General features: G+C 32.4%; 12 protein-coding genes and 3 pseudogenes. 11 read left to right on the top strand and 4 right to left on the bottom strand.

Features of this window, described 5'->3' with window-relative positions:
* Both ACHZC3_RS04300 and ACHZC3_RS04295 read right to left on the bottom strand, forming a co-directional pair.
* A pseudogene (locus ACHZC3_RS04300) lies at positions 1 to 119 on the bottom strand (GSCFA domain-containing protein); the annotation flags it as partial.
* A 35-nt stretch (positions 120 to 154) separates the two neighbouring features.
* A complete protein-coding gene (locus tag ACHZC3_RS04295; protein ID WP_394758648.1) occupies positions 155 to 1,939 on the bottom strand; it encodes a T9SS type A sorting domain-containing protein in 1,785 nt (594 codons plus the stop codon).
* Between the two features lie 279 nt (positions 1,940 to 2,218).
* Here ACHZC3_RS04295 and ACHZC3_RS04290 point away from each other — a divergent pair, with 279 nt between their 5' ends.
* The 3 genes and pseudogenes from ACHZC3_RS04290 to ACHZC3_RS04280 form a co-directional block, all read left to right on the top strand.
* On the top strand, positions 2,219 to 3,904 hold the full coding sequence (locus ACHZC3_RS04290) for an ABC transporter ATP-binding protein (protein ID WP_394758647.1): 1,686 nt from the start codon (positions 2,219 to 2,221) through the stop codon (positions 3,902 to 3,904).
* An 8-nt stretch (positions 3,905 to 3,912) separates the two neighbouring features.
* The gene (locus ACHZC3_RS04285; protein WP_394758646.1) at positions 3,913 to 4,296 is read left to right on the top strand and encodes a RidA family protein; all 384 of its coding nucleotides are present in this window, start codon (positions 3,913 to 3,915) and stop codon (positions 4,294 to 4,296) included.
* A 26-nt stretch (positions 4,297 to 4,322) separates the two neighbouring features.
* Positions 4,323 to 4,748, top strand: a pseudogene (locus ACHZC3_RS04280) (ATP-binding cassette domain-containing protein); the annotation flags it as partial.
* A gap of 55 nt (positions 4,749 to 4,803) precedes the next feature.
* Here ACHZC3_RS04280 and ACHZC3_RS04275 read toward each other — a convergent pair.
* Together ACHZC3_RS04275 and alaS are read right to left on the bottom strand one after the other, a co-directional pair.
* Entirely contained in the window at positions 4,804 to 5,565 is a 762-nt protein-coding gene (locus tag ACHZC3_RS04275) for a hypothetical protein (RefSeq protein WP_394758645.1), read from the bottom strand.
* A gap of 153 nt (positions 5,566 to 5,718) precedes the next feature.
* Positions 5,719 to 8,391 (bottom strand): annotated as a pseudogene (alaS, locus tag ACHZC3_RS04270) (alanine--tRNA ligase).
* Positions 8,392 to 8,746: 355 nt separating this feature from the next.
* On the opposite strand from alaS, the gene ACHZC3_RS04265 reads away from it, so the two are divergent.
* The 8 genes from ACHZC3_RS04265 (at position 8,747) to ACHZC3_RS04230 (ending at position 13,616) form a co-directional block, all read left to right on the top strand.
* The gene (locus ACHZC3_RS04265; RefSeq protein WP_394758644.1) at positions 8,747 to 9,724 is read left to right on the top strand and encodes a M23 family metallopeptidase; all 978 of its coding nucleotides are present in this window, start codon (positions 8,747 to 8,749) and stop codon (positions 9,722 to 9,724) included.
* Positions 9,724 to 10,056, top strand: a complete 333-nt coding sequence (locus ACHZC3_RS04260) for a MerR family transcriptional regulator (protein WP_394758643.1) — start codon at positions 9,724 to 9,726, stop codon at positions 10,054 to 10,056. Before ACHZC3_RS04265 ends, ACHZC3_RS04260 begins: the two co-directional genes overlap by 1 nt.
* 29 nt (positions 10,057 to 10,085) lie before the next feature.
* On the top strand, positions 10,086 to 10,676 hold the full coding sequence (locus tag ACHZC3_RS04255; RefSeq protein WP_394758642.1) for a LemA family protein: 591 nt from the start codon (positions 10,086 to 10,088) through the stop codon (positions 10,674 to 10,676).
* A gap of 72 nt (positions 10,677 to 10,748) precedes the next feature.
* Entirely contained in the window at positions 10,749 to 11,186 is a 438-nt protein-coding gene (locus ACHZC3_RS04250; RefSeq protein WP_394758641.1) for a TPM domain-containing protein, read from the top strand.
* Positions 11,186 to 11,980 carry a TPM domain-containing protein gene (locus tag ACHZC3_RS04245; RefSeq protein WP_394758640.1) on the top strand — a complete coding sequence of 265 codons (795 nt, stop codon included), beginning with the start codon at positions 11,186 to 11,188 and terminating at the stop codon, positions 11,978 to 11,980. Before ACHZC3_RS04250 ends, ACHZC3_RS04245 begins: the two co-directional genes overlap by 1 nt.
* Positions 11,981 to 12,013: 33 nt before the next feature.
* Positions 12,014 to 12,391: a DoxX-like family protein gene (locus ACHZC3_RS04240; RefSeq protein ID WP_394758639.1), complete on the top strand. Its 378-nt coding sequence runs from the start codon at positions 12,014 to 12,016 to the stop codon at positions 12,389 to 12,391.
* Entirely contained in the window at positions 12,385 to 13,116 is a 732-nt protein-coding gene (locus ACHZC3_RS04235) for a DUF2071 domain-containing protein (RefSeq protein WP_394758638.1), read from the top strand. The genes ACHZC3_RS04240 and ACHZC3_RS04235 overlap by 7 nt, the downstream gene beginning before the upstream one ends.
* Positions 13,107 to 13,616, top strand: coding sequence for a hypothetical protein (locus tag ACHZC3_RS04230; RefSeq protein WP_394758637.1), 510 nt, complete (start codon positions 13,107 to 13,109; stop codon positions 13,614 to 13,616). Before ACHZC3_RS04235 ends, ACHZC3_RS04230 begins: the two co-directional genes overlap by 10 nt.
* Positions 13,617 to 13,915: the final 299 nt, after the last annotated feature.

The raw sequence follows: 13,915 nt of genomic DNA, 5'->3' as shown, positions 1-13,915 counted from the left end.
AAATATTCTAATTTCTTAGCCATATTTTCGGCAAAACAAGAACCCAAAGACATAATTCTAGAATTGTAATCTATTAGATTATTGCTTTTAGAAATAGGTATTTGGGTTCTGAATTGCATAGTTTTTTTGATTAAAACAGTTTTTCAAAATTAACTTAATTTGTTTTAAGTATTTTTATTGTTTTAATTAAATTATCTGAATTTATTTTGACAAAATAAAGTCCGTTTGCTAAGTTTTCTATAGATACTGATTCATCAGATTTGTAATTTTCAATTTTCTTAACTACTTGTCCTTGAATGGATATTATTTCTAATTGAAGATTTAGATTATCTAACCCTTTAATAGCAAAATTATTTTTTACAGGATTTGGATATAATGTAATTGCGTTTTTAGTAAAATCATCAACACCTAAAGTTGGAGTATAATTAATATCTAAAAATGGTTTAGCATTAGACATATATTCTGCCAAACCTACGGTAAGAATATTTGTATCTACAACTGCATTTCCTGTATTGAAATCTATATAATCAGCATTTGCATTAGTATTAGGAAAAGAAATTCTAAACTGTGTATTCCCCGTTTTATTCATTGCAGCAATTCCTGCGGCATTAAGATCTATTCTTAGTGTATAATCGTTTGCAGTAACTGTTCCGTAAAAACAACCTGAATCAGTTGCTGTTGCTTGTGCTGAAAAATCGGTGTTTTCTATACTTACAGTTCCGAATTCTCCATTTTTAATATCAATTTTTGGCAATCCTAATGATCCTGAAACAAAAGGATTCGTCAAATTGGCATTTTTCCTAATCATATATAAACTAACCGAATTTACTGTGGCATCATCTGGCAAAGAGCTAGTATCGAAATTTAAAATCCCTTTATAGCTTTGACCAGCTGCTAAATCGCCAACTCTAACTGCTGTAGTTCCAGTTGTAGTTCCAGTTGTCCAACCGTCTTGTGTTCCTCCTGTAGAGAAAATAGTGCTTGTAACAACACCTCTAAACTTTGGCATAAAGGTATTCACTGTTTCATGTATGATTTTATACTCATAAGCAGCAGCGTTTAAATGTATTGGATCTGCTGTACTTCTAAAATTAGAACGCAACGTTGGTCTTACAAGATTACCTCCATACGAATTCGTTGGAAACGGCGCAACTTGTATTGGCAATGGCAATGTGCCAGCTGCACTAACACCATCTCCATAATAATAATGAGAAAGTCCAACTGCATTAGCAAAAGAAAGTCTAGGTTCAAGATTTATCCAAGTTGCTCTTTCTCTTTCTACAGTAACCATCATTTGATTTAACTCGGCATCAGTAATTAAAGCTGTGTTTGGATCCCGGCTTAAATCACGTCTTTTTGGACAAGCATAAAACCCACACAATAAAGCATTTACGTTAAAGTTTGGATAATCATAACTAGAAAGTACAATTTTTACATTCGGATGCGCAGCTAAAATAGCATTTATAATTACAAAAGTATTTGTTCTTATAGTCGCAAACAGAGCAGCTTCAGAACCGGGCACATCCAGATTCATATCTTTATACCAACCACCACCAGACTTTGCAGCTAATATGTCGTTTCCACCAATACATAATATCACGGTTTCTATAGATGGATTTGCTGTAATTTCATTAATCACATTGGTTATCCAAGGATATCTTGCTCTATCAGCCCATTCTCGAGCTTCAGAACCACTAATAGCATATTCAGTTCCTGTATAATTTGCTCCAGGATTAGAACCCAACGACCTACCAGCGATGATCTTATCGCCATGTCCCATTTTGTCAAAAATTTTATTGTATGTACCGTCATCCGACATGTACTGTGCCCATGAATCCCCAGCCAGGAGCACTTTTTTTTGTTTAACATTTGTAGGACATACCTGAGCTATAATGACGGAATAGCTTAATGCAAAAATTAATGTAACGAGTTTTTTCAAAATTTTAGTTTTTAGTTTGTTTTAAATATTAGTTTTGTCTTACAAACTTACATCATTTTTTTATTTTTTGAAATCCCAAACCACAAAGGCTTAATTTTCTATAAAAGAAAAAACCAAAAACATAATTTTAGAATTGTGCTTTTGGGTTTTGAATGAATTTGTGCCTTTTACAAATTTTAGACAAGTTATTATTTACTACTTTTGTGCTTCTTATTATTTAACACAAATGAAACTCCTATATTCTTACTTAATAAAACATTATTACTCTTTGCCTTAGTTATGGCTGCCATAAACATATGTTTTAGCTTAAGCGATTCGATTATTACAGGTAAACTCATGCAAGATTGTGGTGTGGGAATTGCTAAATATAAAGGTAACGAAATTGGTTTCCTAAAAGCCGTTGGTTTTTGGATTGGGCTTTCCTTAGGAGCTGCTATGATTTCTAGAATTACTAAAAATTTTCAGGATTATTTTACTAATCTAGTGATTCAACGCACAGGTGCTGAAATGTACACCGACGGAATTAAAAAATCTTTAGACTTACCCTATGAAGATTTTGAAGACCAACGAAGTGGTGAAACATTGAGTAAATTACAAAAAGCACGTACCGATTCGGAGAAACTAATCACACTTTCTATTTCATTAATATTTCAAACCATTATTGGATTTATTTTTGTGATTGTTTACATTTCTCAAATTGACTATCGCATTGCTTTTGTATTTATACTAACCGCACCAATCATTGCTTTCATTAGTTCGTTTTTGGGCAAAAAAATCAAAGTAGTTTCTAGAAGAATCGTACAACAAACCAATTCGCTCGCTGGATCTACAACTGAAAGTTTGCGAAATATCGAATTAGTAAAAAGTTTAGGCTTAACACAACAAGAAGAAAGTCGTTTAAATTCAAATACACATAAAATTTTACACTTAGAAATAGAAAAAATTCGTTTCATAAGAAGTTTAAGTTTTATACAAGGAACAACGGTTCATTTTATGAGAACTTCTGTTGTTTTTACTTTATATTATTTCTTATTTAGCGATAAAATAGTAGTGGGAGATTTGCTCACGATGGTGTTTTTTACCTTCTTTATTTTTAATCCACTCCAAGAATTAAGTGCCTTTATTATTGCGAAAAATGAAACGAAAGTTTCGATGGAAAATTTCGAAAATTTATTAAATGCTAAATCTGAGTTTCGTCCAGAAAATCCTAAATCGATAGGTAAAATTGCTTCTTTACAATTTATAAATGTTAGTTTTAAACACAAAACAGCAAAATTTTCAGCGGTCGAAAATATCAATTTTCATATCAAACAAGGAGAAACAGTTGCGTTTGTTGGCCCATCTGGTGCTGGAAAAACAACTTTAGTAAAGCTATTAGTAGGATTGTATCCGCCAGCGTTAGGTCAAGTTTTATATAACGGTATCGATTCTAATATTATCGATTTATTAGACTTACGCAAGCAACTTGGTTTTGTAACCCAAGACGCCCAATTATTTTCGGGAACTATTCGTGAGAATTTATTGTTTGTAAAACCTGAGGCAACCGATCAAGACCTTTTGGATGCATTACACAAAGCAAGTTGCGAAAAATTACTAAATCGTGCCGAAGACGGACTAAATTCGACCATTGGTGAAGGAGGAATTAAAGTTTCTGGTGGAGAAAAGCAACGTTTATCTATTGCTCGTGCCATATTAAGAAACCCGAATTTATTAATTTTCGACGAAGCCACCTCAGCATTAGATTCGATTACCGAAGAAGAAATAAATACTACCATTAGAAGTATTTCTGACCAAAACCGAATTACTGTTCTTATTGCACACAGACTATCTACCATTATGCATGCTGATACCATTTTTGTTCTAGAACAAGGAAAAATCATCGAACAAGGCAAACACGAAGATTTACTGGCAGAAAAAGGTTTGTATTATGCGATGTGGAGACAGCAAATTGGTGAGAGAAAATAATTTACACTATGTTTCAAAAAGAATATTTACATCCAAATGAAGGCTTTTCACAAGTCGTAATTATAGAAACTGACGAAACCAAAACCTTGCATATTTCAGGGCAAATTGGCGAAGGAAATGATTTAGAATCACAAACTATTGCCACATTTAAAAATTTAGAAACCCTTTTAAAAGAATGTAATTCGAGTTTTCAAGATGTCGTAAAAATGAATACCTATATTGTAAATTTCAATCCAGAAGTAGATTTGCCTATTTTTAGAAAAGTCCGAAAAGTATTTTTAGGTGTTGAAAATTATCCAGCAAGCACTTTAGTTGGCGTTAGCGTTTTAGGAAATAGAAATTGGCTTATTGAGATAGAAGCTACTGCTGTCATTGATAAAAAGTCTGTTTAAAACAAAAACCCTCCAAGAGTTTAAACCTTTTGGATACTTTACACAAAGCCAGTTGTGAGGAACTACTAAATCGTGCCGAAGACGGACTAAATTCGACCATTGGTGAAGGAGGAATTAAAGTTTCTGGTGGAGAAAAACAACGTTTATCTATTGCTCGTGCCATATTAAGAAACCCGAATTTATTGATTTTTGACGAAGCAACCTCAGCATTAGATTCGATTACCGAAGAAGAAATAAACACCACTATTAGAAGTATTTCAGACCAAAACCGAATTACTGTTCTTATTGCACACAGACTTTCTACCATTATGTATGCTGATAGAATATTTGTTTTTGAACAAGGAAAAATCATCGAGCAAGGAAAATACGAAGATTTATTGATAGAAAAAGGATTGTATTATTCGATGTGGAGACAGCAAATTGGCGAGAGAAAAAGTGTCTCAGTAGCGTAAAATAAAAAAGCTTTTCAAAAGTTTAATTTTGAAAGGCTTTTTATTAAACGAAAAATTATTCGTAAAAATATTGTATTGTACTAGTAGAACCTGTTCTTAAAGTACGTATCGCTGAAGTAGGATAATTATTCTGATTATATGTTACCACATCTGAATAACCCGTGACTAATACATTATTAGAATCATGTGTTTGCGAACTTATTAAGTTTCTTTTTTTTCCTGAATCAGATAAAAATAGTTTATCAAACCCTGTGACGTTTTTAAAAACAGAATTTCCAGTATCAAATGTATTTTCTTTTCTATATGTCAATACACCATTTTGATACTCTTCTTTTTTAAAAATTTCGCTATCACTATTTAACCACATTTTACCCGTACCAGATAAAGTATTCTGACTCGAAAAATTTCCTCTATATACTTCATATTGAATTGTGCCGTCTAAATTGTAATTATAAACTATTTTACTAGCAATTAAATTATCATATGATAAACTTTTCGCACTTATCATTTTATTATTTGAATCATACTCATAAATAGTTTCAACTGATAAAACATTATTATTATATTGAGCTCCTCGTGTAATTAAATCTCCTGTATAAGTATGAGTAATATATGAACCTGAATTTATATTTATTCTTAATAATTTATTATCACTATAAACATATTCCAAAGTAGATGATGAGCTCCCATTTGCAGATATTGATTTTTTCAACAAAATATTATTTGAATCTACTGATTGAACTGAATCATCTTCACTTTTAGAACAAGACGTAAAAGCAAGTGTTACAATACTTAATATCAAAACAATTCTTTTCATTTTTGGGATTTTATAAATTTGTATAAAGCAAAAAAATAAAAACGAATTAATTTATGTTTTGGGGGTTTATTTTCAGGTATACGAAAATTTAACTAAAAAACCCTCCATGAGTTTAGAGCTCTTGGAGGGTTAACATAATAATTTTTAGTTTTATTACTTTACAAAATCAATAGCTTTTTCTAAAGCTTCTTTGATTCCGTTTGCATTTTTTCCTTTTCCTGATGCAAAAAATGGTTGTCCACCACCATTACCGTCAATATATTTTCCTAATTCTTTGATAACAGCATTAGCATTTAAGCTCTTTGCTGCAACCAGTTCTTTAGCTATAAAACAATGAATATTTGGCGTGTTATCTTCTATTGAAGCTAGAACAACAAACGAATTTGGCTGAGAACTTCCCAATGCTTGAGCCAAATCTTTAGTCGAACTCATGCTTAAATCTACTTGTTTCGATAAGAAGTTGATTCCATTAATTTCTTTGAATTCAGAAACCAATGCATTTTTTAATCCATCGATTTTTTCTTTCAACAATTGCTCAATTTGTTTTTTCAATTTCACATTATCGTCTTGTAATGAAGCCACCGATTTTAAAATATCTTGTGGATTTTTCAAAGTTTCCTTAATTTCAGATAATGTGTTTTCTTGATTTGCATAGAAATTCTTAACTGCATCGCCAGTAATTGCTTCTATTCTTCGAATTCCTGCTGCAACTGCACCTTCTGAAATGATTTTGAAATGCCAGATTTCTGCTGTGTTTTTCACGTGAATTCCACCACAAAGTTCTTTGCTTTCGCCAAATTCAATCATGCGAACATTATCACCATATTTTTCTCCAAATAAAGCCATCGCACCTTTGTCCAATGCCTCTTTAATTGGAATATTTCTGTGTTCTACCAACTGTAATTGCGCTTCTATTTGTGCGTTTACACTTGCTTCTACCTGACGTAATTCGTCATCCGAAACTTTACTGAAATGTGAAAAGTCAAAACGTAAATAATTTGGATTTACCAACGATCCTTTTTGCTCTACATGCGTTCCAAGAATGTTTCTCAAAGCCAAATGCATCAAGTGCGTAGCCGAGTGATTTTTGGAAGTTGATGTTCTTAAATCAGTATTCACTTTTGCCACAAAACCAGCTTCGATATTTTCTGGAAGTTGTTTTGCAAAATGCAAAATCAGGTTGTTTTCTTTTTTAGTATCAATAATATCAATCGTTTCGTTTGCAGAAACCAATGTTCCTTTATCTCCAACTTGACCTCCGCCTTCTGGATAAAATGGTGTGTTGTCTAAAACGATTTGGTATAAAATCCCATCTTTTTTAGAATCTACTTTACGAATACGTGTGATTTTTACATCATTTTCTGTTTTGTCATAACCTACAAATGTTTCTACATTTCCTGGAATTAAAACCGACCAATCTTCCGTTGACATTTCTGATGCAGATCGTGAACGATTTTTTTGTTCTAACATTAATTCATTAAAACCTTCAACATTAACTTTAAACCCACTTTCTCTAGCTATTAACTCAGTTAAATCTAATGGAAAACCATATGTATCATATAATTCAAAAGCCATACCTCCAGAAACAATTTTTTCAGGATTATTGGTAACTGGCAAATTATCTATAATAAGATCATGTGTATTTATAAACTTTTGTAATTTATCAATTCCGTATTCTATTGTTCTTAAAAAAGAAGCTTCTTCTTCTCGAATTACATTGGTAACCTATTGTTGTTGTGATTTTATTTCTGGGAAAAATTCCCCCATTTGGTTTGCCAAAACTTCTACCAATTTATTAATGAAAGGCTCTTTGGTATCCAAAAACGTAAATCCGTAACGAATCGCACGACGCAAAATTCTACGAATAACATAACCTGCCCCAGTGTTAGATGGCAATTGTCCATCAGCAATAGCAAAAGCTACAGCACGAACGTGATCGACAATAACACGAATGGCAATGTTGGTTTTGTTTTGTTCTTCACTTATATTTTTAACTTCGTTTGAAGTGTATTTTAATCCAGTAATTTGTTCTACTTTTTCGATAAGTGGTGTAAAAACATCGGTGTCATAGTTAGATGTTTTTCCTTGTAACGCCATACACAAACGCTCGAATCCCATTCCGGTATCGACGTGTTGTGCTGGTAATTTTTCTAGAGAACCATCGGCTTTACGGTTGAATTCCATAAAAACGTTGTTCCAGATTTCAACTACTTGTGGGTGGTCATTGTTTACTAGACTTTTTCCTGAAACCAATGCTTTTTCTTCTGGCGTACGCAAATCGACATGAATTTCTGAACAGGGTCCACAAGGCCCTTGGTCTCCCATTTCCCAGAAGTTGTCTTTTTTATTTCCTAAAATGATTCTATCTTCGTCAATTAATCCTTTCCAAATATCCCAAGCTTCTTGATCGAAAGGCACATTGTCTTCTTTGCTTCCTTCGAAAACAGAAACGTAAAGATTTTCTTTTGGAATTTTATAAACTTCAGTTAATAATTCCCAAGCCCAATTAATCGCTTCTTTTTTAAAATAATCACCAAAAGACCAGTTTCCTAGCATTTCGAACATCGTATGATGATAGGTATCGAAACCTACATCTTCGAGATCATTATGTTTTCCAGATACGCGCAAACATTTTTGAGTATCGGCAATTCTTGGACTTTTTGGCGTTCCGTTTCCTAAGAAATATTCTTTGAATTGTGCCATTCCAGAATTGTTAAACATTAGCGTTGGATCGTCTTTAAGAACGATTGGCGCTGATGGAACGATAAGATGTCCTTTTGATTCGAAGAACTGAAGGTATTGCTTGCGGATGTCTTTTGATGTCATTTTTTATGTTTATTCGGTTATTCGGTTATTTGTTTATTTGGAATTCGAATAACCGAATAACCAAATTAAAGGCTAACCATTTTGCCCCAGATAACAGTGAAAAGCTTTGAAATTTAGAAATTTATTTTTTCTTGAGCTGGCAGAGCGACCAACGGAAGCTCCTGCTAACTCGTAGAAAAAAAGATTTCTAAACGAGAACTTGTAACGGATAGCTGTCCCGATAGCCATCGGGATAGGCACATTATTTTATTTACTTCTGAAAAAAAAGTATACTTATTGAAACAATTTCTACATTAGTTCGTCTAATATTTTGTTACTTTGTGATAACGACTACAAAAATAGGATTTTTTAAAATATGAAGAAAGTAAAATACTATTACGATGCCGAAAATTTAGCGTATCGGAAAATAAAAACTAAAAAAGCGAGAAGTTTCGGCTATATCGCATTGTTTTTAGTGGCGTCGGCATTGTTTGGTTTTTTGTGTTTTGTAGCGTTATTGAATACGCCGTACTTTGAAACTCCAAAAGACAGATTGCTGACTCGAGAAAATGAAAATTTGAAATTAAATTACACCATATTAAACAAACAAATAGATGAATTAGATGCGGTTTTAGCTAGTGTTGCTGATCGTGATAATAATATTTATCGTGTTTATTTTAACAACGCTCCTATTTCGGAAGTAAAAAAGACCAAAGGAATTGTTAGTGAAAGTAGGTTTAAACAATTGTTGGGTTTTAATAATGAAAAATTAGTAACCAATACTGCTGAACGTGTAGATTTAATTTCGAAACAACTCGCGATGCAATCGAAATCGCTCGATGAGATTTTGAAATTATCTAAAGCAAAAGAGAAATTTTTAGGTTCTATTCCAGCTATTCAGCCTGTAAAGAATGAACAATTGAGACATATGGCTTCTGGTTTTGGATACCGAAGTGATCCGTTTACCAAAGCTAGAAAAATGCACAAAGGAATGGATTTTACTTCGCCCACAGGAACGCCAGTTTATGCTACTGGAGATGGTGTGATAAGACGTGCTGATGCAGGCGCCTCAGGTTTTGGAAATCATATTGTGATAAGTCATGGTTTTGGTTATGAAACTTTATATGCACATTTAAGCAGATATAACAAACGAGCGGGACAACGTGTAAATCGCGGTGATATAATAGGTTTTGTTGGAAGCACTGGACGTAGTCAGGCTCCGCACTTACATTATGAAGTTCACAAAGGCGGAAATGTAGTAAACCCAATTAACTTTTATTACGGAAATATTTCGGCGGTAGAATATACGGCTATTGCAAAATTAGCAACACAAGAAAATCAATCTCTAGATTAATGCACATAGATTTACCTAAAGATAAAAGATATTACAGCATGGGCGAAATTGCCACTGCTTTTGATGTGAACCAATCGCTTATTCGATTTTGGGACAAGGAATTTGATATTCTAAAACCAAAAAAAAATGCCAAAGGCAACCGAATGTTTACACCCGAAGATGTAAAAAATTTGCAACTGATATTTCATTTGGTCAAAGAACGTGGCTTTACACTAGAAGGTGCAAAAGTACATTTGAAAGAAGGTCAGAAAAAAACCTTAGACAAGTTTGATATTATTAGCAAACTAGAAAGCATTAAGGCACAATTATTGAGCATTAAAACTGAATTATAAAATTAAACAAATCTTTAAAAACAAAAATTATGAAAAAATGGTTAATTCCCGTTGGGATAATTGCAGTAATTGCATTCGCACTTTATAGTTGGGCTGCAGGTTTTAATAACTCTGCCGTAAAAATGAACGAAGATGTTTCAGAATCATGGGGAAATGTACAAACCTCTTACCAACGTAGAAATGATTTGATTGGAAACTTAGTAAATACTGTAAAAGGTGCTGCTGATTTCGAAAAAAGCACATTAACTGCTGTAATCGAAGCACGTGCAAAAGCAACTGCTGTAACTGTTGATCCAAAAAATATTACACCAGAACAATTAGCACAATTTAATCAAGCACAAAGTGGCGTTTCGTCTTCATTGTCAAGATTGTTGGTTAGTGTTGAAGCTTATCCTACGCTGAATGCTACAGAAAATTTCAAGAAACTACAAGACGAATTAGCAAGTACTGAAAATCAGATTCTGACAGCTAGAACACGTTTTAACGAAGCAATCAAACCATTTAACAATCATGTAAAAACGTTTCCAAACTCTATTTTAGCAGGTTGGTTCGGATTTGAAGGAAAACCATATTTTGATGCTGAACCAGGCGCTGCAAAACCTGTTGAAGTAAAATTCTAAAAAAAATAATCCGCGAATTTCTAAATTACATAATTGCAAATTCGCGGTAAATCATTTTTAAATAAATACCAAATGTCGAAAGTAGAAGATTTTTTAACCAAAGAAGAAGAACAAGAAATTGTAGAAGCTATTCGTGTGGCTGAAAAAGAAACTTCCGGCGAGATTAGAGTACATATTGAAAAAACAACTTCCATCGATGCGTATGACCGTGCGATGGAAATTTTTCACGAATTGAAAATGGATGAAACAGAACTCAAAAATGGAGTTTTGATTTATCTAGCTGTAAAAGATAAAACTTTTGTCATTTGTGGAGACAAAGGCATTAATGATGTCGTTACTGCTGATTTTTGGAATTGTACCAAAGATATTATGGTGGCACATTTCAAAGAGCATAATTACAAACAAGGACTTATTGATGGTATTTTGAGAGCTGGAGAACAACTCAAAAAATATTTCCCTTGGCAAGAAGGCGATACAAATGAATTATCAAACGAAATATCTAAAGGATAATGACTTTAACAAAAATGAATTACTCGATTTTCCTGAAACTACTCGTTTGTTTTTTATTCACTCAAATTAGTTTTGCTCAATTTACCATTCCAGAAATTCCAAAATTTCAAACTTCGGTATATGATTATGCTAATGTTTTATCTGCTACTGAAAAAGCGCAATTAGAACAAAAACTAATTAAATACTCTGATTCAACTACAACTCAAATTGTTGTCATTACTATTGAAAGTCTAAAAGGTGAAGATGTCAGTCAATTGGCTACAAAATGGGGGCAAACTTGGGGCATTGGCGGAACTGCAAAAGATGACAATGGTGTCGTTATTTTATTATCCAAAAATGAAAGAAAAATTGCCATTAATCCAGGTTATGGTTTAGAAGATAGACTGACTGCAGGAATTGGCGGAGAAATTATTAGAAATATTATTATTCCAGAATTTAAAGCCGGAAGTTACTACAATGGATTAGACAAAGGTGCCGATGCTATTTTTGATGTTTTCAAAGGAAAATACAAAGGAACACGAAAAGAAAATAAAGAAGGTGGCGGAATTCCGATTATATTTTTTATCATTCTTTTCATCATTATACTCGTCATAATTTCCAAAAACAACAAAGGAAACGGAAGCGGAATTGGCGGAACACCTAGCTTACTAGACGTGATTATTTTAAGTAGCATGGGACGAAGTGGTGGTGGTTTTGGTGGTTCATCTGGAGGAGGTTTCTCTGGTGGCGGAGGTTTTGGTGGTGGTTTCGGTGGCGGAGGTTTCTCTGGTGGCGGAAGTAGTGGAAGTTGGTAGCTTATTTTAATATTGATTGTAGATTTTAGATTTATGACATATAAAAAACTTTCTATTTATTTAATTTCTTTAGTGTGGCTTAGCAACGGTCTTTTTTGTAAAGTATTAAATTATGTTCCTCGACACCAAGAAATCGTTAAAGAAATTTTATGTTTAGATAATCCTTCCGCTTATATTATTACCAAACTAATAGGTTTTTCAGAAGTCTTAATGGCAATTTGGATTATCAGTAGAATTAATTCTAAAATTAACGCCATAGCACAAATCATTATTATTCTAACAATGAACATTTTAGAATTCACAGTTGTTCCTGATTTACTATTGTGGGGAAAATGGAATTCTGTATTTGCGTTATTATTTTGTCTATTCATCTATTTTAACGAATTTATTCTAAACAAAGAAAAGTGTTAGAAAAATTAAAAAATCATCCTTTTGCTGTTGAAACTTTTTTCAAAAAGTCAATCGTCTTAACATTTGCCATTCCTAAAGAACAATTAGAAAATTTACTTCCTGATTGCCTTGAATTAGATACTTATGATAATAAATGGGCTTTTATAGCTGTCGCCATGGTTGAAACAGAAAAGTTACGCCCAAAGGGATTTCCTGAATTCATGGGAAATGATTTTCTTCTAATTGGCTATAGAATTTTTGTAAAATATAAAAATCCAAAAGGGAAAATTTTCAGAGGTTTATATATTTTAAAATCCGAAACCAATAAAAAGAAAATGGAATTCTTCGGCAATATATTTACGCATTACAACTATGCTACAACCGATATCGTTAAAAAAGAATATAAAGAAAATACAAGTTTTGAATCTGTAAAATCAAAATTTAATTTTGCTTTTTCTGACATAAAAGAAGAAATTTCATTACCTACAAATTCTCCTTTTACCGATTGGAAAACGGCTAAAAAATATGCTGGTCCACTTCCTTTTACTTTTACAGTTAAAGAAAATGAAATCCTAATTATTGAAGGTGTTCGTGAAAAATGGAATCCAAAACCAATTGAAATAATCAATTATAAATTTGACTTCTTAAACAAATTTAATTTTTCTGATATAAAGTTGGCCAATGCTTTTATTATAGAAAACATTCCGTATTATTGGAAAAAAGGAAGAATTGAAAAATGGAAATAAAAAGAAAACCTTTTCAAGGAGTAATAAATATTTTAAGTTTTAACAGACATTTTTATGTGTTTGGTTTAGTCGCTTTGACATTGATTATTACAAGTCATATATTATTTAGTTGGTCAAATATTTTATATTGGATTATACTTTTGTCCTTTATTTATGGATTGACAATGCCATTAATCGTATCGGCTTATGTTTACGATTTTTCAGGCTATTATGATTTTAATTGGTTAAAAAAACTGAACCTTACAGATTCAAAAGACACTAAAATTCTGAACATTAATGCTGGGTTTGACGAAACAAGTTTTATCATCAAAAACTTATTCCCTAAATCTGATTTAAAAGTTTTTGACTTTTATAATTCCAAACAACATACAGAACCTGCAATAATTAGAGCAAGGAAAGTGAGTTTAGTATATCCAAATACGCAACAAATTATTTCAAATTCAATACCGTTAAAAGATAATTCTGTCGATTATATTTTTTTGTTATCCGCAGTTCACTAAATTCGTTCCCAAGACGAAAAAGTTCAGTTTTTAAAAGAATGTCATAGGGTTTGTAAATCAAGTGGAAGTGTTATTATGGTTGAACACTTGCGAGATTTCCCCAACTTTGTTGCATTCTCAATCGGATTTACACATTTTTTCTCCAAAAAAATATGGCAAAGAGCGTTTACAGAAGCTGGTTTTTCTTCATGCAACGAAACGAAATTTACCCCATTTATGTCTGTCTTTAATTGTTGTCCTTAATTTTTAATAAAATGGAATTTCAACTTAACACAATCGGATGCCTTTTAATTTTGCTC

The organism is Flavobacterium sp. (assembly GCF_043720215.1).
Taxonomy (GTDB): Bacteria; Bacteroidota; Bacteroidia; order Flavobacteriales; family Flavobacteriaceae; genus Flavobacterium.
The sequence above is the reverse complement of the archived record's forward strand: the minus strand, read 5'-3'. Positions and strand labels throughout refer to the sequence as shown.

Coding starts and splice junctions, on each gene's coding strand:
- ACHZC3_RS04240 (WP_394758639.1), top strand. CDS start 12,014: ATGACATATAAAAAACTTTCTATTTATTTAATTTCTTTAGTGTGGCTT.
- ACHZC3_RS04250 (WP_394758641.1), top strand. CDS start 10,749: ATGTCGAAAGTAGAAGATTTTTTAACCAAAGAAGAAGAACAAGAAATT.
- ACHZC3_RS04290 (WP_394758647.1), top strand. CDS start 2,219: ATGGCTGCCATAAACATATGTTTTAGCTTAAGCGATTCGATTATTACA.
- ACHZC3_RS04285 (WP_394758646.1), top strand. CDS start 3,913: ATGTTTCAAAAAGAATATTTACATCCAAATGAAGGCTTTTCACAAGTC.
- ACHZC3_RS04265 (WP_394758644.1), top strand. CDS start 8,747: ATGAAGAAAGTAAAATACTATTACGATGCCGAAAATTTAGCGTATCGG.
- ACHZC3_RS04230 (WP_394758637.1), top strand. CDS start 13,107: ATGGAAATAAAAAGAAAACCTTTTCAAGGAGTAATAAATATTTTAAGT.
- ACHZC3_RS04255 (WP_394758642.1), top strand. CDS start 10,086: ATGAAAAAATGGTTAATTCCCGTTGGGATAATTGCAGTAATTGCATTC.
- ACHZC3_RS04245 (WP_394758640.1), top strand. CDS start 11,186: ATGACTTTAACAAAAATGAATTACTCGATTTTCCTGAAACTACTCGTT.
- ACHZC3_RS04260 (WP_394758643.1), top strand. CDS start 9,724: ATGCACATAGATTTACCTAAAGATAAAAGATATTACAGCATGGGCGAA.
- ACHZC3_RS04275 (WP_394758645.1), bottom strand. CDS start 5,565: ATGAAAAGAATTGTTTTGATATTAAGTATTGTAACACTTGCTTTTACG.